General features: G+C 43.3%; 18 protein-coding genes and 1 pseudogene. 12 read left to right on the top strand and 7 right to left on the bottom strand.

Annotated features, from left to right (window positions below; all coding sequences use genetic code 11):
* The first annotated feature begins 56 nt into the window (after positions 1-56).
* The 5 genes from RH85_RS10900 (at position 57) to RH85_RS10920 (ending at position 4,668) form a co-directional block, all read left to right on the top strand.
* Positions 57-1,253 (top strand): amino acid ABC transporter permease, encoded by a 1,197-nt coding sequence (locus RH85_RS10900; protein ID WP_006712292.1) that lies wholly within the window; start codon positions 57-59, stop codon positions 1,251-1,253.
* Between the two features lies 1 nt (position 1,254).
* Entirely contained in the window at positions 1,255-2,352 is a 1,098-nt protein-coding gene (locus tag RH85_RS10905) for an amino acid ABC transporter permease (RefSeq protein WP_006712293.1), read from the top strand.
* 16 nt (positions 2,353-2,368) lie between these two features.
* Positions 2,369-3,118: an amino acid ABC transporter ATP-binding protein gene (locus RH85_RS10910; RefSeq protein WP_006712294.1), complete on the top strand. Its 750-nt coding sequence runs from the start codon at positions 2,369-2,371 to the stop codon at positions 3,116-3,118.
* A 437-nt stretch (positions 3,119-3,555) separates the two neighbouring features.
* On the top strand, positions 3,556-4,224 hold the full coding sequence (locus RH85_RS10915; RefSeq protein WP_006712296.1) for a Bax inhibitor-1 family protein: 669 nt from the start codon (positions 3,556-3,558) through the stop codon (positions 4,222-4,224).
* 114 nt (positions 4,225-4,338) lie between these two features.
* Positions 4,339-4,668: a TusE/DsrC/DsvC family sulfur relay protein gene (locus tag RH85_RS10920; RefSeq protein WP_006712297.1), complete on the top strand. Its 330-nt coding sequence runs from the start codon at positions 4,339-4,341 to the stop codon at positions 4,666-4,668.
* A 19-nt stretch (positions 4,669-4,687) separates the two neighbouring features.
* Here RH85_RS10920 and yccX read toward each other — a convergent pair whose 3' ends face one another.
* On the bottom strand, positions 4,688-4,960 hold the full coding sequence (gene yccX / locus RH85_RS10925; RefSeq protein ID WP_006712298.1) for an acylphosphatase: 273 nt from the start codon (positions 4,958-4,960) through the stop codon (positions 4,688-4,690).
* A gap of 93 nt (positions 4,961-5,053) precedes the next feature.
* Here yccX and RH85_RS10930 point away from each other — a divergent pair.
* Both RH85_RS10930 and RH85_RS10935 read left to right on the top strand, forming a co-directional pair.
* Positions 5,054-6,457, top strand: a pseudogene (locus RH85_RS10930) (methyl-accepting chemotaxis protein).
* Positions 6,458-6,570: 113 nt separating this feature from the next.
* A complete protein-coding gene (locus tag RH85_RS10935) occupies positions 6,571-7,764 on the top strand; it encodes a class I SAM-dependent methyltransferase (protein ID WP_006712299.1) in 1,194 nt (397 codons plus the stop codon).
* 94 nt (positions 7,765-7,858) lie between these two features.
* On the opposite strand, the gene RH85_RS10940 is transcribed toward RH85_RS10935, so the two are convergent.
* A complete protein-coding gene (locus RH85_RS10940) occupies positions 7,859-10,036 on the bottom strand; it encodes an Ig-like domain-containing protein (protein WP_006712300.1) in 2,178 nt (725 codons plus the stop codon).
* A 290-nt stretch (positions 10,037-10,326) separates the two neighbouring features.
* Positions 10,327-13,689 (bottom strand): cadherin-like domain-containing protein, encoded by a 3,363-nt coding sequence (locus tag RH85_RS10945; protein ID WP_241210391.1) that lies wholly within the window; start codon positions 13,687-13,689, stop codon positions 10,327-10,329.
* Positions 13,690-14,131: 442 nt separating this feature from the next.
* On the opposite strand from RH85_RS10945, the gene RH85_RS10950 reads away from it, so the two are divergent.
* The 4 genes from RH85_RS10950 to RH85_RS10965 all read left to right on the top strand — a co-directional run bounded on the left by RH85_RS10950 (position 14,132) and on the right by RH85_RS10965 (position 18,635).
* The gene (locus RH85_RS10950; protein ID WP_039948963.1) at positions 14,132-15,439 is read left to right on the top strand and encodes a TolC family outer membrane protein; all 1,308 of its coding nucleotides are present in this window, start codon (positions 14,132-14,134) and stop codon (positions 15,437-15,439) included.
* Position 15,440: 1 nt separating this feature from the next.
* Positions 15,441-16,052 (top strand): OmpA family protein, encoded by a 612-nt coding sequence (locus RH85_RS10955; RefSeq protein WP_006712304.1) that lies wholly within the window; start codon positions 15,441-15,443, stop codon positions 16,050-16,052.
* Between the two features lie 101 nt (positions 16,053-16,153).
* Positions 16,154-16,504 carry a DUF2750 domain-containing protein gene (locus RH85_RS10960; protein ID WP_005597481.1) on the top strand — a complete coding sequence of 117 codons (351 nt, stop codon included), beginning with the start codon at positions 16,154-16,156 and terminating at the stop codon, positions 16,502-16,504.
* A gap of 205 nt (positions 16,505-16,709) precedes the next feature.
* A complete protein-coding gene (locus tag RH85_RS10965) occupies positions 16,710-18,635 on the top strand; it encodes a GGDEF domain-containing protein (RefSeq protein WP_006712305.1) in 1,926 nt (641 codons plus the stop codon).
* 7 nt (positions 18,636-18,642) lie between these two features.
* On the opposite strand, the gene queC is transcribed toward RH85_RS10965, so the two are convergent.
* Together queC and queE are read right to left on the bottom strand one after the other, a co-directional pair.
* Positions 18,643-19,338 carry a 7-cyano-7-deazaguanine synthase QueC gene (gene queC / locus RH85_RS10970; protein WP_006712306.1) on the bottom strand — a complete coding sequence of 232 codons (696 nt, stop codon included), beginning with the start codon at positions 19,336-19,338 and terminating at the stop codon, positions 18,643-18,645.
* Positions 19,339-19,351: 13 nt separating this feature from the next.
* Positions 19,352-19,999 carry a 7-carboxy-7-deazaguanine synthase QueE gene (queE, locus tag RH85_RS10975; protein ID WP_006712307.1) on the bottom strand — a complete coding sequence of 216 codons (648 nt, stop codon included), beginning with the start codon at positions 19,997-19,999 and terminating at the stop codon, positions 19,352-19,354.
* A 348-nt stretch (positions 20,000-20,347) separates the two neighbouring features.
* On the opposite strand from queE, the gene RH85_RS10980 reads away from it, so the two are divergent.
* On the top strand, positions 20,348-21,988 hold the full coding sequence (locus RH85_RS10980; protein WP_006712308.1) for a methyl-accepting chemotaxis protein: 1,641 nt from the start codon (positions 20,348-20,350) through the stop codon (positions 21,986-21,988).
* Between the two features lie 32 nt (positions 21,989-22,020).
* Here the strand turns inward: RH85_RS10980 and RH85_RS10985 are convergent, their stop codons facing one another.
* Both RH85_RS10985 and RH85_RS10990 read right to left on the bottom strand, forming a co-directional pair.
* A complete protein-coding gene (locus tag RH85_RS10985; protein WP_006712309.1) occupies positions 22,021-23,439 on the bottom strand; it encodes an NUDIX domain-containing protein in 1,419 nt (472 codons plus the stop codon).
* A complete protein-coding gene (locus RH85_RS10990; RefSeq protein WP_006712310.1) occupies positions 23,436-23,906 on the bottom strand; it encodes a GNAT family N-acetyltransferase in 471 nt (156 codons plus the stop codon). Before RH85_RS10990 ends, RH85_RS10985 begins: the two co-directional genes overlap by 4 nt.
* Between the last annotated feature and the right edge of the window lie 62 nt (positions 23,907-23,968).

Genomic DNA, 23,968 nt, shown 5'->3' on the forward strand with positions numbered 1-23,968 from the left:
ATTGGGCGGGTCTCCCGCCCTTTTATTACATTCGATGGATTAGAGGTTACTGCTGTATGAAACCTACGAAAATCGAGGCGCCAAAAGCAAATCACTCCGCTACCAGCCTTATTTATAATCCCACCTTTCGCTCAGTCGTGTTTCAGATTATCGCTGTAGGCGCACTAGGCTTTTTCTTTTACACCATAGTTAACAATGCATTAAGCAACTTAGAATCACGTGGTATCGCCACCGGTTTTGATTTTCTCAATCAAGAAGCAGGCTTTGGGATTGGCCTAACTCTGATTGAATATGACGAAACCTACTCTTATGGCCGCACCTTTATTATCGGCCTTCTGAATACGGCAATGGTCTCTTTCCTTGGTGTGATCCTTGCAACCATCCTTGGCTTTGCCATTGGCATTGCCCGACTCTCTTCTAACTGGTTAGTGAGCCGCTTAGCCGCCGTTTATATTGAAGTTTTTCGTAATATTCCTCTATTACTGCAGATCTTCTTTTGGTATTTTGCCGTTCTACAAGCATTACCTTCACCTAGGCAGAGCTTAAATCTTGCCGATGCGATTTTCCTCAATGTTCGCGGTCTTTATTTCCCGGCCCCTATTTTTGAATCAGGATCGTCGTTCATCTTTATCACCCTTGTTATCGGTATTGTGGCTTCTATAGCGATCAATACTTGGGCGAAGAACCGTCAGAAACTAACTGGGCGTCAAACCCCCATGGTACGTATCGTACTTGGTTTGTGTGTATTGCTGCCTATCGCGGCTTATTTTTTAAGTGGCTCTCCTATTTCAGCTGAATATCCGGAACTGAAAGGGTTCAACTTCCGTGGTGGCATTAGCATCATTCCTGAACTGGCCGCGCTGCTGCTTGCTCTGAGTATCTACACCGCCTCATTTATTGCGGAAATTGTGCGCTCCGGTATCAATGCCGTCAGCCACGGACAGACAGAAGCTGCAATGTCACTAGGGTTACCTCGCTCTAAGACCCTAAAACTCGTGGTTATTCCACAAGCTTTGCGGATTATCATTCCACCACTGACTAGCCAATATCTCAATTTAACCAAGAACTCCTCGCTCGCGATGGCAATTGGCTACCCAGATCTGGTATCTGTTTTTGCAGGTACGACATTGAACCAAACCGGTCAAGCGATAGAAATCATCGCGATGACAATGGCGGTTTATCTCAGCCTAAGCCTCCTTACTTCTGCGCTGATGAATGTTTACAACCGCAAAGTCGCTTTGGTGGAGAGATAATATGAGTACACATCAATTTCAACCAGACCTTCCACCACCGTCTAATACCGTTGGAGTGATAGGTTGGTTACGACGTAACTTATTCAACAGCCCAATCAACTCAATAGTGACCATCGTTCTTGGTTATTTTGCTTTTGTTGGGATTTGGTCAGCCGTTCAATGGGCGCTTATTGACGCGGATTGGCTTGGAAGCTCTCGTGATGATTGCTCTCGGGTCGGCGCGTGTTGGGTGTTTATCAATGTGCGCTGGGACCAATTCATGTTTGGATTTTATCCGCAAGCTGAACTTTGGCGTCCCAAATTATTTTACGCAACTTTAGCCATATTTACCGTTCTACTAGCCTATGAAAGAACCCCAAAACGCACTTGGATTTGGTTGTTTTTTGTTAACGTTTACCCTTTCCTTGCCGCTGGGCTACTTTATGGTGGTGTCTTTGGTTTAGAGGTCGTTGATACCCATAAATGGGGCGGCCTACTTGTCACGCTCATCATCGCATTAGTGGGCATTGTGGTATCGCTACCTATTGGTGTCGCACTTGCATTAGGGCGTCGGTCTGAAATGCCAATTATTCGCAGTATCTGTACGGTCTATATCGAAGTGTGGCGTGGCGTTCCGCTCATCACGGTGCTATTTATGGCTTCCGTTATGTTGCCATTATTTCTTGCTGAAGGTTCCGAGACAGACAAACTGATACGTGCACTCGTCGGGGTGGTTCTATTTAGCTCCGCGTATATGGCAGAAGTTGTTCGCGGAGGATTGCAAGCGATACCCAAAGGACAATATGAAGCCGCCGATGCGCTAGGCCTTTCCTATTGGAAAAAAATGGGGCTGATCATCCTGCCGCAAGCATTGAAAATCACCATTCCATCGATTGTAAATACGTTTATTGGTCTTTTTAAAGACACCAGTTTGGTGTTAATCATCGGCATGTTCGATGTACTAGGCATAGGCCAAGCCGCAAACACCGACCCCGAGTGGTTGGGCTTTGCCACGGAAAGTTATGTTTTTGTCGCGTTAGTGTTCTGGGTATTTTGTTTTGGCATGTCTCGATATTCGATATGGCTCGAAAACAAACTGCACACCGGCCACAAACGATAGCGAATAAGGAAGTAATATGACGCAACAACAAGATTACATGATCGAAATTGACGACATGAACAAGTGGTACGGTGAATTTCACGTCCTAAAAAACATCAACTTAACGGTTAAAAAAGGCGAGAAAATCGTTATCTGTGGGCCATCTGGTTCCGGAAAATCAACTATGATTCGCTGTATCAATCGCCTTGAAGAGCACCAACGAGGTCATATTTTTGTCTCCGGCACTGAGTTGACTGAAGACTTGAAAAATATCGAAGCAGTGCGTCGAGAGGTCGGTATGTGTTTTCAGCACTTTAACTTATTCCCCCATTTAACCGTATTGGAAAACTGCACTTTAGCGCCAATATGGGTTAAGAAAATGCCTAAAGAGGAAGCGGAAAAAGTGGCTATGCAGTATCTTGAACGGGTCAAAATTCCCGATCAAGCCGATAAATATCCCGGTCAACTATCAGGGGGTCAGCAACAACGTGTAGCGATCGCCCGTTCGTTGTGTATGAATCCGCAAGTAATGCTGTTTGACGAGCCAACTTCTGCGCTCGACCCAGAAATGGTTCGTGAGGTTTTGGATGTCATGGTTGAGCTTGCTGATGAAGGAATGACGATGCTATGTGTCACGCACGAAATGGGATTTGCCAAAGAAGTCGCAGATCGAGTGATATTCATGGATGCCGGTGAAATTATTGAAGAGAACAACCCCATCGACTTCTTTGAAAACCCGCAATCAGACAGAACGCAAAACTTCTTAGCTCAAATACTCCATCATTGATTCAATAAATTGTGGCGTGGTGAAAGTTCATACCGCCGCTTAGCGAACACAAGCAAAGGCTCTAAGACTCACATCTTAGAGCCTTTAGCTATTTTTCTGGTGTATTGATCACTTTAATAACCCAGAAGTTATAAATGGATAGCGATTGCTCGTTGCACGTCACAACCAAATTCTACATTTAGATTGCAGAGCCCTTAATGCAACATTTTGCTGAGGAATTTAACCATAAAGATGGCCTATCTCTTATAAATGGCGTGCTACAAACGGGTTTGCTCGCAATCAAACGAGAGATTGGTTAAATTGTGTTACAACTTGAATCGTACATAAGCATCTAAATTTTATTATTATTTTAATTGCTACCCACTTGAGGCTTGATCTTTTCTCCGAACACCCTCATAAATGTAGCTATAAGCATAAACCCCATATCGAGGAAGATTATGAACAGCCCTATGTTTACCCGATCAACAAGTGCAACCAATACACTTGAGATCAACAAAACACTCAAGAACACCTACTTCTTGTTATCAATGACGCTAGTGACAAGTGCTATCGCTGCGATGGCAACAATGGCAATGGGCATTTCGCCAATCATGGCCATCGTGATGCAAGTTGCTGCTATTGGTATTCTGTTTTTTGTTATTCCAAAGAGCATTAACTCATCAATGGGCATTGTTTGGACATTTGTCTTTACTACTCTGATGGGCGGCGCTTTAGGTCCAATGCTATCGTACTACGCATCCATCGCGAACGGTCCATCAATCATCGCGCAAGCACTAGGCTTGACAGGTATGGTCTTCCTTGGTTTGTCGGCTTACACCATCACGAGCAAGAAAGACTTTTCTTTCATGCGTAATTTCCTGATGGCGGGTTTAATCATCGTTATCGTCGCTGCAATCATCAACATTTTTGTTGGTTCAACGATGGGTCAACTAGCGATCAGCTGCATGTCAGCACTCGTATTCTCAGGCTTTATTTTGTTCGACACTAGCCGTATTGTACGTGGCGAAGAAACTAACTATGTTAGCGCAACGATTTCTATGTATCTGAACATTCTTAACCTGTTCACAAGTCTACTAAGCATTCTTGGTATCATGAATGACGACTAATTAGTCACGGTTGTTTAAAAAAAGCCCGATGGTATATTGCCCTCGGGCTTTTTTATTGAGCAAACTCTAGAGCTGAGCTACCCTATTTCTGATTTAGTCGACTGGAATTCTATAATGTTCGAATATAACGGCATACAAATTGAGACGGATGCTCAGGGTTATCTATTGGATCACACCCAGTGGGAAGAAGGAATGATTGAGGTACTTGCTGAGCAAGAAGGCATTACCTTAACTGCAGAGCATCTTGAAGTGGTACTTTTTGTCAGAGAGTTTTACCTTGAATTCAACACGTCTCCGGCAGTAAGAATGTTGGTCAAAGCCATGGCGAAAGCGCATGGTGAAGAAAAAGGCAACAGTAAATACCTCTTTAAACTCTTCAAAGAGGGACCGGCGAAGCAGGCAACCAAGCTTGCTGGTTTACCTAAACCCGCCAAATGTTTGTAATTTTTGTCCTGTAGCCTCGCTACAGGATATCAAATCCCTTATAGGCCTTAAAATCTGCCTCTTCTTTCGATAACTCATCCACACGAGCACTTCTCGGGCCTTGCTGTAGATACTGCTCCATTGATGATATCTGCTCTTCATTACCGCAAACAACCACTTCAACATCACCGTTATACAAGTTTTTTGCATATCCAGTAACACCAAGCTTTAAACCATGATAAGCGGTACTGTAACGAAATCCAACACCTTGAACTCTGCCACACACCTTAAATTTCATACATTTAGCTATCATTTTAGTACCTCGTTTTTCTGCGTGATGGTATAGTGCTTTTGCTCTATTTTCCCTACAATTTCTACCCTTGCGTCTATCGAAGGAATTATAATTATGAAAGAAATCCCATTTCGTTGGATTGATAAATATCTCATTCATTTAAAGATCCAAGAAAAGTTCTATCTCCTCTTTTTGCTGCCTATCGCAGCCCTACTCATCTTAACTTTAGTTCTTGATAGTGCCTCTCAATCAATGGTTGATAACCTTTATCATGATGAAATCACATTGATTCGTAATCTGATTGAAACCGGCCAGCTCAATAAAACTCAAGTTGCAGAGCTCATTGCAGGTTCTGACACGATTGCCATGGGATATGGCGAAGGTTCAATTGCCGTCAATGGCGGCGAGTTCAGTCTAATTGCAATCCATGAGCAAAATGTATGGTCGACATTGTCATCTATACAAATTGGCCTCATCATCGCGACACTTACGATTATGGCTTTATCTGTCTACTACATCATGACCTTTATTGGTGGTGCGATGTACACTATGAACAAGGCACTGAATATCCTTGCCAATGGAGAACTGACCAATCGTATGAACTTTTTCAAAGTTCGCGATGAGTTTAGCGAAATCGCCATTACTATTGATAAAGTTGCAGAACGCGAACAAAACATGGTGTTATCGATTCAAGAGTCTATTGCATTGATGCAGCAAATTAGCTCTGAATTGAACCAAGCGACTCAAGAAAGCTCGCAGGTTTCAGCTTCGCAACAAGAGCACCTCGATTCGCTTGCAAGCGCTACCGAACAAATGGCCTCCACAATTCGTGAAGTGGCGACGCTTGCCCACGACTCAAGCTCAAACACTGATGAGGCACGCAGCGTCGCTCAATTAGGACAGACGAAGGTTCGTAATACACTCACCTCAATCTCTGGCCTTTCTTCAGAAATCCAATCTGCGTCAGAAGCGGTAGCAGAACTTGACGCCAATGCTGCTCAAATCGACGAAGTGGTCACGGCGATCAACGGTATTTCACAGCAAACCAACCTGTTAGCATTAAACGCGGCGATTGAAGCGGCTCGTGCAGGTGAGCAAGGCTGAGGCTTTGCGGTTGTGGCTGATGAAGTACGAGCTTTGGCTGGTCGCACGCAACAGGCCACGGTCGAAATTCAGTCCATGATCGAGGCACTGCAGCGTAATAGCCAATCACTGACTCGCTTAATGGAAACAACGGTATTAAGCGCCAATCAAGGTCAACAATTGATGACTGAAGTCAACGTTGAAATTGGTGAACTTGCCGATAAGAATCAAACCATCTCTGATAGCTCAACGCAAATCGCCACGGCAGCTGAAGAGCAAGGCGTTGTGGCAGATAACATTGCTGCCAGTGTTGATGAAATTAGACACCAATCTGGTACAGTGAGTGAAATGATCAACGCCTCCCAAGTGCATATTGAACAACTCCGCAACCAAAGCGCCACCATGGAAGAGATGTTGAAGGGTATAAAAGCCTAAAACCACGTGAACAGACGTAATAAAGAGCCGCCTAGTGCGGCTCTTTTATTTGCTTTTCACATGCGCTTCCCCGACAATACTCCCCCTTTGTGAACAACCAATTGAGTGAACCCATGACCCCAGCAATTTACCTCGTTAAAGGCCGCGACAAATCGCTTCGTCGCATGCACCCATGGGTGTTTTCCCGTGGTATTAACAAAGTAGAAGGTTCACCTGAGCTTGGTGAAACGGTAGATGTGTTTGCCGACAACGGCCAATGGCTTGCGAAAGCGGCATATTCTCCAAACTCTCAAATTCGTGCTCGCGTCTGGAGCTTTGAGAACACCCCTATCGACAAAGCGTTTTTTGTTAAACGCATTCGTGATGCGCAACTGCTTCGCGAAGATATTATCGAACGTGATGGCCTAACTGGTTACCGTCTTATCGCCGCAGAATCTGATGGCTTGCCAGGTATTACTATCGACCGATACCAAAATTACTTGGTTTGTCAGTTGCTAAGTGCTGGTGCTGAATACAACAAAGAAACATTGGTTGCGGCATTACTTGAAGTATTCCCTGACATCAACATCTACGAGCGTTCAGACGTTGCTGTGCGTAAGAAAGAAGGTCTTGCTGAAACAACGGGCGTTCTTCATGGTGAAGAACCACCTAAATCTGTCGTTATTGAAGAAAACGGCGTAAAGATCAGCGTTGATATTATTGGTGGCCATAAAACTGGCTTCTATCTTGATCAGCGCGACAGTCGTCAACAAGCGATGAAATACGTTAAGAACAAAGATGTATTGAACTGCTTCTCTTACACTGGCGGCTTCGGTCTGTATGCATTAAAAGGTGGAGCCAAGCGTGTGATCAACGCTGACGTTTCACAACCAGCACTTGATACTGCGAAGTTCAATGCCGAGCTAAATGAGTTTGATATCTCTAAGAAGCGCGCTGTTTTTCTAAACGCTGATGTATTCAAACTACTGCGCGAGTACCGCGATCAAGGTACTAAGTTTGACGTTGTTATCATGGACCCGCCAAAATTTGCAGAGAGCAAAGCGCAACTTAATGGCGCGTGTCGTGGCTATAAAGACATCAACATGTTGGCGATGCAAATCCTAAATCCAGGTGGCACATTGCTAACTTACTCGTGTTCAGGTTTGATGGAACAAGGTCTGTTTCAAAAAATCATCGCGGACGCTGCCATTGATGCAGGTCGCCAAGTGAAATTTGTCGAACGTTTTGAACAAGCGGCAGATCACCCAACGGATACTGCTTATCCAGAAGGTTTTTATCTTAAAGGCTTCGCTTGTAAAGTGTTGTAATCCTTTAAGCAAAGAGCAACGCTTGCAAAGAAACCAAAAAAAGGGCCATTAGGCCCTTTTATCGTTTAAGTACTACATAACTTAACTTTAAACATTAATCAGGTAAGTTCACAAATAGGTTATCTAATAGAGGTGCAATAGCTTCACCGGTTTGCGGCCCTTTATTGTATCCACCAAACTCTGAACCAACACCTTCCAACGTAATCGAAATATCGACGTCAGCGCCATTATTGATGACAATTTCAACATCTTCACGCGAAATTTTTTCAATCGAAATGTTATCAAGTAAATCTTGCATTGAATCAACATCGCCAAGTAACTCAGAGATATCCAGCTTATCTTCACCCAACTCAAAATCTTTGATTACATCCTGATCGTTACGGGCGTCACTACCTTGATCAACCCATTTAAAGATGTCGGCATCCAATCCACCAGTGAGGATATCATTACCTGAACCGCCAATCAGAATATCCGTACCAATACCACCATCAAGGATGTCGTCACCTGAACCACCACGCAGTCCGTCGATTCCTTCACCACCGAATAGGGTGTCATTACCTGAACCACCAAAAATAGCATCTGCACCGTTTTCACCATGGACAAAATCGTTGCCGCCCCCCGCATGAGCGACATCAATATAGGCATTGCTTACCGTCGATGTATTGAGAGCGCTATCCTCCCCCCAAGCAGGCGCTAATAATTGGTCATCATCAGAGCCTGACATGAAATTATCAATCTTAATTTGGGCATCCAACTGGTTTGCCAAAGAATGCGCATTTTCATCTAAACGCGCATGGCTATCACCCAGTTTGATGTAATCATTCCCTGCGCCCATAAATACATCATCACCAGCGTCACCGACGTCGATCAATAAGCCGTCGCTCTGTTCATAATCACCCAATTGGTAGATTGGTGCTTGACCAATTTCCGCCGCGGAGCCAGACCACAAATATTTGTCATGCCCCTGCATATAATGGACGGTATCGACTCGATCGCCAGTCGAAACCAAATCAATGATCGCTGTATCACCATTATCAAGAATGTCACCTAGTGCAGATTCATTGTCGACACTCAGACGGAAGCTCTCTGTCGATTCATATTCGATGTCGTCAACAGTAGGTAAGAAAACTTCAAACTGCGGGACGCCTGCTGGCACAACGAGTTGTCCAAACTCGTTAACGGTAACACCATGTGAAAATGTTACTTTAGTTAAATCAACATCATAAATGCTAGCGCCGTTTTCAGGTGTGAATGCATAGTTAAAAACTGATTCTTCCAACGTCACTTTATCTAGCTCGACCATGTACGTAAGCACTTGGCCTTCATCCACAGCCGACCCCGTAATACCCGTCACTTCAGCAGGTTCAGGAAGAGGATTTACAATCACATTTACTTTTGCTGAATCGACACCACCATTTCCATCATCAATTTGGTAAGTAAACTGGGTGTTACCAACAAAATGATCATCGAGGTCAAACTCGACCATATCCCCCACGATAGTGGCGACACCATGTTGCTCTCCGTTTACATAAGTAATCGAGAGTGAATCACCGTCAAAGTCATAGTCGTTAGCCAACAATTCACTCAAAGGAATACGCAGCACATCGCCTTGATTTACGGCATAAGCCCCTTCAGAAGAGAGCTCTATACCCGCAAGAAAAAAGTCTGATGAATCATTAGTAGAGTCACCTTGAACCCCATTACTATATTCAGTGGCTTGAAAAACAATTTCGTTAAAGGCTTTGCCGTCAGTATCTATTTCAAATACACTTTTCTCGCCTTTATAAGTACCTTCAAACGTACCACTGGCGACTGGATTACCATCTAAATAAGCAATCCAAACCCCTAATTCATGGTTTTGGACCCCTTCGCCTTCATTCTCATACAAGTTTGTCGTTGCAAATTTGCCACTCGTTGCCGGTTTATCGAATTTAATGCTCAGCTTTTCAGATTGTCCTTCAACGCGATCGTATTGAACTTGACCTGAAGGGCCGGCCCATGGCGCTCCTTCAGTGACACCAAGACGATCCTCATCATCAGCATTAACTTCAACGCTCTCACCTTTGTAAAACCCAGAAAGTGTCACGTCATCCCAACCCACTCCATTGAGTTTAGAGTCTGTTGTCATATTCCCTTGAACTAAGGTGTAACTTACAGGGTCGTTAATCGCAATCGGCGCCTGATTCACGCTTTGCTGTACAGGAGAATTACTAATTGGTGTTTTTGCCGATGTGTTGAGTTGGTGGTTATTCTGATCTGATTGACTAATCACTTTACCGTCCTTTGATTGCTTCTTACGCTCATTTTGTCATCTGTTTTGGTTGTTCAATAAATCAGATATAAAAACGAGGCTTGTCCTAATGAGATTGATGCCTTGAGCTAAATGTCATACTGCGGCTTGTTTAACGTCTTAACCACACTATTATCAACTAATTTAACATCTCGAAATTAAGACAATTTAAATAAATTAATATCGTTCTTTGGCAGAAGATCACTTATAAATCGAGGGGGTATTTGAGGCATAAAAAAAGGGCCTTCTGGCCCTTTTAACAATGTATTTTTCTATTCAGGTAAATTAATGAACAATGAGTCCACTAATACTTTCAAGTTATCGCCAGTCACAGTTCCAGAATCTATAGCGTCAAATTGATTACTATTATTTTCAAGCGTAATCTTAATTTCGCTGCTATTTCCATCGGAAATCGTTATATCCAGATCGATATCCTTCTCAATGACGATATTATCCAACACATCTTGCAAAGCTGAATCAACCTCTAATAAATCCGACACATCCAACTTGTCCGAACCTAATTCAAAATCTGTCACGGTATCAACATTGCCTTTAGAGGTGTCAAAGTCTAGCCATTTAAAGATGTCGACTTCATCACCGCCGGTCAAAATATCAGCACCAAGACCACCAATTAAGATGTCTTTGCCTTGGCCACCATTCAATACGTCGTCACCTTCTCGAGCGAATAGAATATCGTCACCAGAACGACCATCTAATTGGTCATCGCTACCTTCGCCAACAATAATATCATTTCCATCTGTTGCCGTTTTTCCGGCACTTAATGTATCAGCCGCGATAATGTTCGCATCACCACCAGCTAGCAACTTGGTTGAGTCAATATAAATATCAAACTCTTTAATTCCTTCGGGGACATCAAGAACAAATGTAGGGCTCTCTCCTGAAATGGCTTTCACACCATTAGTAAATGTCAGGTCGCTAAGTGGATCAATCACCCCAATAACCGAGGCAAAGTTCAATTGGTACAACGTTGGTTCTAAAGTCACTTTGTCAAAGACAACATCAAATTGGAACTGCTCATCGTCATTAACAAGCACCGGTGTCATATCTTCTGAAACAACGTCTGCGGCGTGGGGAGAACCTTTGAGGCTTACTGGTATTTCCGCTACTGTAACGCCACCATGTTCATCAACAATTTCAACAGAAATGACGGTATCACCTTTGTAAGAGGAGCGAGAGTAAAACTCTACATTGCCATCGACAATTTTCACCCCTCCAGCCTCGTAAGGGACTGAAACTTCTCCAATGTGTAGTTTGTCCCCTTCCAAGTCGTGTGCATTATCAAGCAATAGATCGACAGGGATAGTTAAGGTGCTACCGCGAACAATGGTGAAACCATCTTTAGCTTCGACTTCCAAACCTGCTAGATAGTAATCTGATGAATCGTTTGAAGTATCTCCCTGAAGACCTTGAGTAAATTCTGTTGCAGAATAAACGATTTCATCAAATGCATAACCATTGGTATCAATTTGAAATTCACCACGATTTCCACGACCTAAATCAGCCCCATCAAATGCGCCGCTCGCCACTGCTACGCCGCCGAGATAAGCAATCCAACTTCCTGATTCATGATTATTGTCCCCAGCACCTTCATTTTCAAACAAACGCGAAATGGTAAAACTGCCTGATGTCGCAGGAGCATCCAGCTTAACACTGAGGTTTTCCGATATGCCGGTTTCACGGTCATATTGAATTTGTCCTAATGGTCCACCTTTTTCTGCCCCATCTTCAATCCCTACTTGGCCGGTAGCATTATTGACACTCACACTCGCTAATTTATCACCATACTGAGCATTAAGGGTGACATCCTGCCACTGCAATTCACTATCTGTTGGGCCGTCTTTACCATTATCTGACGTACGCATATCTCCTTGGCTCAACTGATAAGCAAATGGGTCAGTATCAAAAGTCGGGGCCGTATTATCGAGAATGGTTCCAGTCCCCGTTTGTTCAACTAAGATGCCATCTGCATCAAGCGAGCCAACGGTAAGATTAAGCTCTTCTGGGCCTTCATTTTCGTTGTCAACGATAGTCGGCACATAAACATCAAACTCTTTTACGCCTACTGGCACAACAAATTGAAACTCACCATCAGAAGCGCCGGTAATTAAGGTTACACCGTTGGTAAAGGTTAAATTTTCCAATGACACATCACTGGTATTGGCAACACCAGTGAAAACCGCGGCGAATGTCGTCTCGCCGAAAGTGGGTTTATCTAATACCACGGTATAGATCAGCGATTCACCTTCATGTACTTGATTGGTGTCCTGTTCGATACCATCAGAATCTCGCAGAAACACCCCCTCGACAAGCGCATCGCTTGGTGCAGGATTAACGAGAATTTGAATATTGGCTTCGTCAAAACCTCCATTACCATCTGTAATCTGATATTCAAGTGTTGTTGATCCGTATGTATTGGTGTTTGGCTGGAAAACAATCTCATCACCTTCGATACGAACCAATCCTCGTGAACCGTCGGCATTAACAAATGTTATGGATAATGTGTCGCCTTCGAGGTCACTATCATTAGCTAAAATGTCAGCAATTGGAATTCTTAACTCTTCACCTTGGTTGGTGGCATAAGTATCGTCTGAACTGACTTCTATCCCGGCAATGAAAAAATCTGATGAATCATTATGAATATCGTCCACTAACCCATTGGTGTATTCATTCGCCTGAAAGATCACCTCATCAAAGGCATAGCCATCAGTATCAATATCAACAAATGTTTTTTCACCATTATCCGCAGCTTCGATGACACCGCTGGCCACCGCAACTCCATTCAAATAAGCAACCCAAGTGCCTTTTTCATGGTTAACCTTACCCTCACCTTCGTTGGTATAGAGGTTAGTAACAGCAAAGCGCCCTTCTGTTGCAGGTTGGTCAAATTTAATACTCAACTTTTCAGACTGACCAGACTCTCGATCGTACTGCAGTTGCCCTGTAGGCCCGGCCCATGGAGCACCATCTATAACACCAACACGATCATCATCAAGTATATTAACCTTGCTTTCATCACCGTTAAAACTACCGGTCAAAATCACCTCATTCCAACCTTGATTTGAATCAGAACTGATAGACATATCACCTTGAACTAAAGAAAAACCGATGGGGTCATCGACCGCAATAGGCGCTGTTCCGGGAGTAGTTGGCACACTTGGAGTAATAATCGGCAAGGAATCTGACGGCGAATTAAGCAACGAAATAAGCCCTTGGCTCTGCGTGTGGGATAGGTTGAGTGGACTAGAGCCTTGGGTAACAAACTGTGTTTCGGCTAATAATTCACTACCATCTCGCCCAATAGTGCCAGATAAGCCCAGACTTGAACCTTGTGGTCCGCCAGCGGCAGGCGCGAGATCAGGATCAGACAATGTTGGATCTTCTCCCTGTTCAATGGCAGAAATAATACCGGCAATATCCTGCGACACATCATTTAATAGCCCATCAGGCGTCACTTGCTGTGCATTAACCCCCTCGAGTTCAGCACTATTTTGAACGAGCGGGAAGTCAAGAACTAGTTCACCGGGTAGAGGTTGCTCGCCGCTATTAAGAACTCTAATGTCACCATTAATATCGATCACTAGAACTTGACCACTAGCCAAATTTGCTAATGACAAAAAACCACCAATACCCATAGATTAAGCCTCAACTGAAATTAATGTTATTTGTGTCGCAAGAATACTGAGCAAAGTAATCTGGCCTTACCCCACTCAGCAGAAAAAATTAACATTTCAATCACAGTCAAAGAAGATCTATGTCAACAAACTTCATCAAATTACCATCATTGAGACTATTTGATGCAAACGAAGCGATAATTTGGATCTCATCACTTGTATCGCATGCCACGTATTTCTTTGGCATTAGATCATCTTTGCCTAAAATCCCATTCTCACTTTCTCAAATGTAATAATTTTGATGTGTGTTGTGTAAATGTTGTTTTTTTACGTTGGCACTCAAGCTATCTCAGTGTTAATTTGAATATCAATAGGCGGGTTATTCTCAAAGTTAAGACCCACTTTTGAGTAGTATCCTTCACCAAGGAGCATTTCTAGGAGAATAATGGTGAAAATAACACAACTCAGCACGCTCGGTTTTTTGATTGCTGCAAGCTTGAATGTTCATAGTCAAACATTAGAACAGGCGGTTTCAATCACTTTAATTAGCAATCCTGAAATTAAAGCTGCATATAATGAATACCAAAGTAAATATTATGATGCTGAGGCTTCTGGCGGTGCGTATTTACCTCAGATTGATTTAGACGCCGGGATTGGTTATGAAAATGTTGATTTGGCGTCAGGCACTAAAGATGAATTGACCCGCAAAGAAGCAACGCTAACCCTAACGCAACTGTTGTGGGATGGAAACGCAACCCTAAACGATATGGATAGAACGGCTGCGGATGCAGAATCTGTGCGCTTTCAATTACTGGCTGATGCCTCTGACATGGCGCTGCACGTCTCTGAAATCTATCTTGATGCCACCAAAGCTTACGATGTATTGAAACTATCAGAAGCAAATTTAGCGGTTCATAAATCCATCCACTCTGACATTAAACGCCGTGTCGAGTCTGGGATTGGTTCTACCGCTGATCTTTCCCAAGTTGAAGCTCGTATCGCCAAAGCGCACGGAAATTTGATTGCCGCACAAAACAACATGTTTGACATACATACACAGTTCAAACGTGTCGTTGGCCAAGCGCCACAAGGCCTAGTTTTCCCTCGAGCAGATGAAGCTGCACTTCCCTATACCTTGGGTGAAGCTCTTGAATTGGCAAATCAATATCATCCAGTTATCAAAATTGCGCTTGTCGATGTTGATTCAGCAAGATTCCAGTACGAGCAAAGTAAAGGCGTCAATTACCCTACGCTTTCAGTGGAAGCGGCACAAATTTGGCGAGATGACGCGGGTGGTATCGTCGGTGATAGCGAAGAGTTTTCAGCAATGCTGAGATTACGTTACAACCTTTTCAATGGCGGTTCAGATGCCGACCGTACTGAAAGTGCCGCTTATCAACTCAATAAAGCAAAAGATTTACGTGATAGAACCTATCGCTCAGTAGAAGAAGGATTGCGTCTGTCTTGGAGCGCGCTGGACTTAACCGTTCAACAAAAAGAATTTCTGGAAGATCATGTTGATTCTGCATCTGAAACGGTTATCGCTTACGAAAAGCAATATAAACTCGGAAAACGTACCTTACTCGATGTATTGAATACCGAAAATGAATTGTTTGAAGCCCGTAAAGGCTACTTAGATGCCAAGTATCAAGAACAGTTCGCGAAATATCGCGTCCTTAACGCTACTGGAAAATTGCTCGATGCCTTGCGCGTCGATACACCAACAGCATGGAACCAAGCCGCAGAGTACTAATATGATGAAAAATATCCTGACTTTCTCACTCATTAGCTTAAGTCTGACTGCTTGTGTCAATCGTGACAATCAGTACGACTACATCGAAACACCGCGTGCCAGTCAAGTTGCCGATCTGCAAGATGACGATCGTGATGGCGTCATCAACGCACGTGATTTATGCACTGAAACACCAATCGAAACCCAAATTGATAACGATGGATGTGGTCTAATTATTACCTCTAGCGAGGAGCTTGGCCTGCATATACTGTTTGAAAATGACTCCAGCGAAATATCGCCATTGTTTGAAGGTCAAATTCGTCAAATGGCCGATTTCTTAAAACAATATCCTGAGACATCAATAGAAATACAAGGTTACGCAAGTAAAGTGGGTAATGCTGATTATAATCTCGCTTTGTCTAAGCAGCGTGCCATTGCTGTCGATAAGAAAATTGAATCTTTAGGGATCTCGGCGGATCGAGTCACGATTGTGGGCTATGGTGAAACGCATCTTGAGGACCTCGGTGATGACGAAATAAGCCATGCACGCAACCGCAAAGTGGTTGCCAATGTCGTCGGATATAAAGGCGATATATTGAAAGAGTGGACTATTTTCACTCGGTTGCCAAAATAACGGCAATTTAAGCAAATTAGGGAGCAATTGCTCCCTTTTTTATTGGTATCCACGCCATGCAGTGCTAACCTTACGGCAATTCTATCTACGAGAGTACAACTATGAGCAAATTAACGGCTGATATCGAAGCAAACTTGGCACTTTTTGTCGAAGAGACAAAGTCAACTCAACTTGTTTGGGGCTTGCGTAACGAAGAAGGTTGGTTATCTTGTGATTCAACAGAGTTTGAAGAAAGCGAAGTTATGCCTTTCTGGTCGACGAAAGAAGACGCTCAAACACACAACGTTGAAGAGTGGGCTGATTTTGAAGTGCTAGAAATTCCACTAGATATTTTTGTTGAAGATTGGCTACTCACTCTTGCAGAAGATGGCGTCCTTGTAGGCACCAACTGGAATGCAACATTAGAAGGTAAAGAGTTAGAGCCTAGCGACCTAGCTAAGTTATACCTATAACACCTTGATATGAAATTAAAAACGCCATCTCTGGCGTTTTTTTGTGTTTAAATTACAGAAAAATCAACCTCGATACACCACTGCGCGACTTTAATCACATTTACTATCTTCACTAACGGTCTAATTGGTCATTCGATTGTTCGTTAACAAAAGCTCGCCTAATATAGCGATTCGAATACATCGTCTATTAACTCTCTCATATTTCATGAATCTACATCTGGCCAAATTTTCTTGTGTTGTCGCCTTGCTCACTGCACTGCCATCCAATGCTCAAGACTCACTCTCCCAATGGGAAGAAACCTACGCAAGTGCGCTAAAAAGTGATAAATCACGAGCATTATCATTGTTGCAAGATCGCTACAATGGACTTGAGCCCGGTATAGAGAAACTTTATGTCAGCAGCAAATTACATGGCTTTATGATCCTCAATGGTCAACCATACCATAGTAAGAAAACACTCTTCGATGCGGAATTTACCGCACATGAGAAGAATTTCATTGATGCGTTAAATTATGAAGAGCAGCTAGACTTTTCAGCCGCTAGCCAACGTTATATCTCGCTTCTTCAGTACGCAGAGCGCAAAAAGTCCCTTGATGGCCAAATCATTTTTGAATATCACCTATGTCGAGTACTCAATCGACAGGCTCAGTATCAACAAGCCAATGTTTACTGCTCTTCACTTAATACCCATATTCAAGATGCGACAACATCCATTTTACCTAAATACATGGCGCATAGAGTCATCGCCAATAACCAAGAATTTCTCGGAAATTACCAAGCGGCACTAGATACCTATCAAAAACTCTTAGCTGATATTCCTGACTATGTTGATTCCTCTGGTGTCTATAACGATGCTGGATTATTACTCTCAACACTAGGTCACTATGACAAAGCAAAACAATATATTGATATCGCTTTAACCATGCGAACCAACAATATGTCTTTGCTACAGCTTGCCCAATCGCACCACAGCATGGGAAAAGTAATGTTCAAAAAAGGTGAATATGAAACGGCTATTGTTCATTTGTTACGATCTAAGCAAATTGTCGATGACTACAATCACTTGATTGGTATCACCTACGCTCAACTAGGTCTTGGCCAATCTTATATTGGTCTTGGTGATTATGAGCAAGGCACCCAGTACTTACTCGACGCATTAGATAGCGCCACTAAACAAGAGAACCCTCAGATCAGAGGTGATATCTACCTAACCTTAGCCGTGAGCCACCAACAGCAAAATAAGATGTTGGCAGCCAGAGAATTTGCCTTACAAGCACTCGACCTAGCGGAATCGATTAGTAGTGAACGATTGAAAACCAAAGCGCTCAAATTACTTGCAGAAATGTCAGAGAGCCAGGGCGATTTTAGTCTTGCTTTAACCTATTATCGCGCTTACGCACAATCAGAACTCAGCAAGCGTGATAAAGAGCATCGCTCTGCATTCATCGCATTAGATAGTGCAAGACGTGACTACATCAGTGAAAACAAAACAGCAAAATTGATTGCAGATAACGCTTCGCTACGCGGACAATTCAAGGATTTGGAAGAGAAAAACAATCTCGCTCTTTTAGGTATTTTGTTGCTGGCCTTTAGTTTTGTAGGCTACATCTACTACCGTCGAAATGATACCACAAGGTGCGAACAAGATAACTTGACCGCCGCTCTTAATCGTTCAGCCGCCATAAGAGAAATCAAACGACAACCTGCTGTGAATAATCCAGATTTAAAGCATGTGTTGTTGTATATAGATTTAGATGATTTCAAAAATTTCAACAGGCAACATGGCTATTCAAACGGTGACATCGCGTTAAAACACACGATTGACGTAATTCAAAATCAAATGGATAGCCGTGATACTATTGGCCGTCTTGGAGGGGAGGAGTTCATCCTTCTCTTTAAAGCAGTGGATGAACTCGATGTTGCAGACAAAGTTGAAAAGTTGCATCAAGCGATTATTAATACGGCGTTTGAAACCACAACTGGAGAGCCACTCAATATCTCGGCAAGCCTTAGCTACTTAGCAACAGCCAAGGCATTAAATGACTTTGATGAACTCTACGCCATCCTCGATAGCGCTCTGCACAATGCAAAGAAAAACGGCAAAAATCGCATTATTGACGCCAACCAATAATCAACGATTACATCGCTGAAGCTTGTTTATGCTCTAAAGACTGCATAACCAATGGTTTATCTGCTAAATACTGTTCCAAGCCCACTTTGCGAAGTTCGCAAGCTGGGCAATCCCCACACCCATCACCAATAATCCCGTTATAGCAGGTCAGCGTCTTCTCTCGAACCAACGACAGTGCATCATATTGATCTGCTAGCGCCCACGTCTCAGCCTTGTTAAGCCACATTAACGGGGTTTGGATAGTGAAAGGTCGATCCATCCCCTGCACTAGCGCTGTATTCATTGACTTAACAAATTCGTCTCGACAATCTGGGTAACCAGAAAAATCGGTTTCACAAACACCGGTGATGACACTTTGTGCGCCAATTTGATATGCATAAATGCCCGCTAGAGTAAGAAAAAGAATATTTCTCCCTGGAACAAAGGAGTTAGGTAATCCATTTTCTTGCAATTCATGTGACACTGGAATGTCATCACGGGTCAACGAACTGATAGCAAGTTCATTAAGCAGACCCACATCCATAACTTTATGTGCCGTAACACCAAGATCCAAAGCAAGTTGTTGTGCGACTTCAATTTCTAGCTTATGACGTTGGCCATAATCAAAGGTAATTGCATGAACCTCATCGTACTCCTTCAATGCTTGCACAAGGCAGGTCGTTGAATCTTGACCACCACTAAAAACGACCACTGCTTTCTTCATATTGTTGTCCTTATTAAGCAATTTCGAGGTATTTATGGGTTTGAATCGAAAGACGCCAGTTACGTGCGATACAAGTATCGATACACAATTGCGTTGCTCTCTCTTTCTGACTGATTGGCTGTAACGCAATGACCGTTGTAGGACTAATCATCAACCCATCCAATAGTTCATCTAGCTGGTCAATGTCTTTTTGCGTACCAACCGGATGTTTAATTTCATTTGCACGCAGTAAAGAGCTAGGCAGAACTGGTAAACGTCCTTTCATGGAAATCTTTGGTGACACTGTCACCCAACTACTATCACTAACAACAACCTCAGAAGTGCCACTGGTTTCAATTTGGCAAGTACAGCCGAGAGATTCGAAAGCCAGCGTGAGTGGCCTCAGATCATAAATGCAAGGCTCCCCTCCAGTAATGACAATGTGGCGAGCATTATATTTCTCTTGATACAGACTAACGATTTCTTCCGCAGAAATTCGACACCATGTTGGAGAATCACCCTGCTTAGCAAGCACCTCTATGAGTTTGACCTCATCTTCCGGATTCGCGCTCCACGTTTGTTGGGTATCACACCACGCGCAACCGACCCCACATTCTTGAAGACGAATGAAAACCGATGGTGTTCCGGTGAATTCACCTTCACCTTGAATGGTTTCAAACATTTCATTTAACTTGTACAAACCGTTCTTCGCTCTATTCAAATTTACCCTTGGGTCGAGACGATATAGCACTCATTTAACAAGGTCAAATCATCACTCGAATACGCGAGCTTTTTCTGATTGCAAATTGATATGTCAATAAATAGACAATGTCGTAACTACAAATGCTGTTATTACTCAAGCTTATACCGCACAAAATACGACGCAGAGCTTAATACAGCCTCCACATTAGTATATGTTATTGATACGATTATGATATTTTGTTCATTAATGTTTTTTTCCTACAAGATTCAAAATTTTAAACGCGCTAAGATAAGCATGCTCATGCTTATTTTAATCAAGGACAAATAAATGCTGCGCAATTTAACCGTAAAACAAAAGATCACCCTACCTCTAGTCGGGATCATTGCCCTGTTTACAGCAAGTTCGGTTTTTAATATCACCGTATCTCATCAACAAAGTAAGCTTACCGATGACCTGAACCAGGTCGTGATGCCTGCCTTATTTACGATTGAAGACGCCTATCGAGATCTCTACCAAGCGACTTCTGCAATCCAAGGCATCGCTTTGGCGGAAGACTCTCAAGAAGCTATTGATTTCAATCACTTTGAATATGAAGATAATGCATACAAAGCAATACCTCGGATGCAAAAAATCCAAGACGTCGTTGACGCAGGCGTATTACCAAAATCTGCGACGATAGAAATAGACAAATTGGTGGCATCGGGTAATAAATGGCTGGCAAGTTACGAATCATTGCTCGCTAACCCACAAGCAGAATGGATTCCAATCTACCAACAAAATAAAGCGATTTACGAGCAACAATTTGTCGCAGCGCGCAAACAGCTTAACGTGGTTAAAGATCTCGTTGACGCAAAAAAAATTGAAATGCAAAGCGACATCAATAAAGCGGCGGCCAAAGGAGAGCTGTGGTTACAGCTTGGCACACTGGTGGTCATCTTACTGGCCATTGCAACCTGCTTTATTCTGATTCGCGCAATCGTTAAACCTATCGAAGATATCCAACACGCGATGAGCGAAATCGCCTCAGGCGAAGGCAATCTAAATCAAACCATTGAGTCAAAATCGAATGACGAGATTGGTCAATTAGCCAAGAGCTTCAACCAATTTGTCTCCAAAATACGCGCGACCATTCAACAAGTCGTGGCGACAAATGCCTCAGTGAGAAGCGAACTGAGTAGTCTGGTTAACCTTTCTCAAACGATCGCATCGCAAACCACGCTGCAAAACCAAGAAAGCGAATTGGTTTCAACAGCAGTAAGCGAAATGCAAGCAACCAGCGGTGTGGTCAGCGACAATGCCAACGAAGCGGCAAAAGCGAGTCAAAATGCCGACTTAGAAGTTCAGTCGACGAATCAAACCTTAGATAAAACGGTCAATTCAATTCGTGATCTTGCCGCTGACATTGAAAAAGCCAGCAGTGTTATCCATGATCTTGATGCTGACGTAGGCAATATTGCATCGGTGCTAGATGTGATTCGTGGTATCGCGGAACAAACTAACTTGTTGGCACTGAACGCGGCTATTGAAGCGGCTCGTGCCGGTGAACAAGGTCGTGGTTTTGCTGTAGTTGCTGATGAAGTGCGTTCACTCGCCAGTCGCACGCAACAGAGCACGGGTGAAATTCACAACATGATTGAAAAATTGCAGCAAGGCGCTCAACAAGCGGTAAGTGTCATGGAATCAAGCCGCCATAGCAGTGAAAGCACCATTGAGACGGCAGGACAAGCTAGTCAATCACTGCAAGCTATCTTAACGGCTATTTCAAGTATGAGTGATATGAATACTCACATTGCTGCTGCCGCAATTCAACAAAGCGAAGTCAGTGAACAAGTAACAGAAAACATCGTTCGCATAGCAACCAACAGCTCTGAAGTTGTTGATATTGTGAGACAAGCTGAACATAAAATTGGCACGCTCAATCAGCAGTGTGAACAACTAGATCAGTTAGTTTCACAATTCAAATGTTAACCGTGCTCTAAATAGCCAAAGGCCTAGCAATGCTAGGCCTTTGTTTTATCGATTTTCAAATATCCGACAGAAACGAGTACCAACATTGGCCAGCGCATCACCTCCACCAATAGTGAATGCAAATTACTGCTATCTAGCTGGGTATGTAATGCCTCTAATCCTATCCATGTAATAACCAGTAGTAAAACTAACCGAATCATTGAAGCTAGCGTAACTCGTTCAGGCAAACCAGCAAACAATATCACGATTAACATTAATGTCGTGGTCATTGCCAACGTCAACAGTGAAGGCGTTTGCCACCATAGCAACAAAATACCGCTCGCCCCCATGGCAAGGAGCCAGACGCCTTTAGCATAGAATAGTTTCTCGCTCTCTTTACCAATTTGCTTATCTAAGCGCGTCATATGCCAAGCACACAGCCAACCAAGCAACAGTCCAGCAAAACAATCCAATACAAAGGCACTCGCACTATAAACCAGCGCAGTTGATAGCCAGACTAGAATCGCGACACTAAATATCGCGATTTTGTTCCAACCCCATAATCCGCCACGTTTTAAAAGCAGTGTCACCGCTACAGCCCAAAGTGCGAGCGCGAGATTTGGCAAGCTAAAACCTACTCCGGTCCCCTTCTCAAGTAGCGGAAGATACACAAATGGCCTTGGTTGGGCAAAACCAAGTTGCCCCACCTGCACCAAAAGCGAGGCTACAATCAAAGTAAACAGCAGTTTAAGAGTAAAATCGCGTTGAAAATAGGCGTAACTGGCTGGAAGCAATAACAACAACCACCAGCTAGAGGTAAAAACAAGCCCAGTCAACAAAAAGCTATCCACAAACTGAGAAATTGTAGGTGCAAGATTGCCGACCCAAGATTGCATTGAGACAATCCATTTCAATTCGATTTGGCTGTAACTCGGCGCAGCATCAAACAAATTACTCACGTAACTCACTGGTTGCGATTCCGTTTGTGAGAACAACGCTTGAACCAAAGCCCATTGCTCAGGATAGCGGTAATCTTTTGGATTAAGAGCCGCTGGATCAATTAAACGAGATGCCGATACTTCTATACCATAGTGAGGAGCAAACCAATTGGGTAACACACGTCCACCAGACAAGCTTTGATGCTGAAACGCGATAATGTCCGAATCTGAAACACATTGATAAAATACAGCGCTCTCATTGCGTCCCAGCTCTTTACCAACAGTGACGACCAATCCAGTTTCTTCCCAAGCTTCTCGTTGTGCCGCAAGCTGCGGCGGTTCATTATCCCCCACAGTCCCTGCAGGTAACGACACTTTTCCTGTCAAAATTTCATCGACCACCACAATTTGCTGGTCGGCATTAATAATACAAACAGCGCCTTTGGGCTGGGCAAAAACCTGTGCGCTATGAAAAAGGGAGATGACCAAACAAACAAATAATCCCCAATACGTGACAAATGATCTCTTCTTCATTGAATTGACTTTCTTAACCAGTGGATGTGGTGCTCAAAACCCGATTTGAAGTAAAATTGACAAGCGCTAGTGTTGAAATTCCAAACTTCAACAAACACTTCTTTTACTCCATATTCGTACAAACGTTTTTCGAGCGTCAAATAGAGCTGTTGGGCAATATTTTGTTTACGAAATTCAGGCAGCACATACAGTTCATCGATGCTTCCCATTTGAACAGGTTTACTGACGGTTGAAATCAATTCACAAAAATGACCTGTGATAAATCCAACCACTTGGCTCTCGTTCTCAGCAACAAAAACGAGGCAGTCAGGGTTATCAAGATAGCGAGCGATACTCTTCTCTTGTTCAATCTCTTCAGCGGTTTTAAAACTGTCTGGTGCTTGAATATAATGCTCATGATGCAACTGATACATCAATTCATTCAGCGCATATAAGTCGCTTTCGCGGGCTGGGGCGATGGTAATCACTGATACGTATGTCTATGAGTTCTAAGTGCTCTCAGTTTGCTAGGAAGCGGCATGACAATCAA

Source organism: Vibrio ichthyoenteri ATCC 700023 (genome assembly GCF_000222605.1).
GTDB classification, from domain to species: Bacteria; Pseudomonadota; Gammaproteobacteria; order Enterobacterales; family Vibrionaceae; genus Vibrio; species Vibrio ichthyoenteri.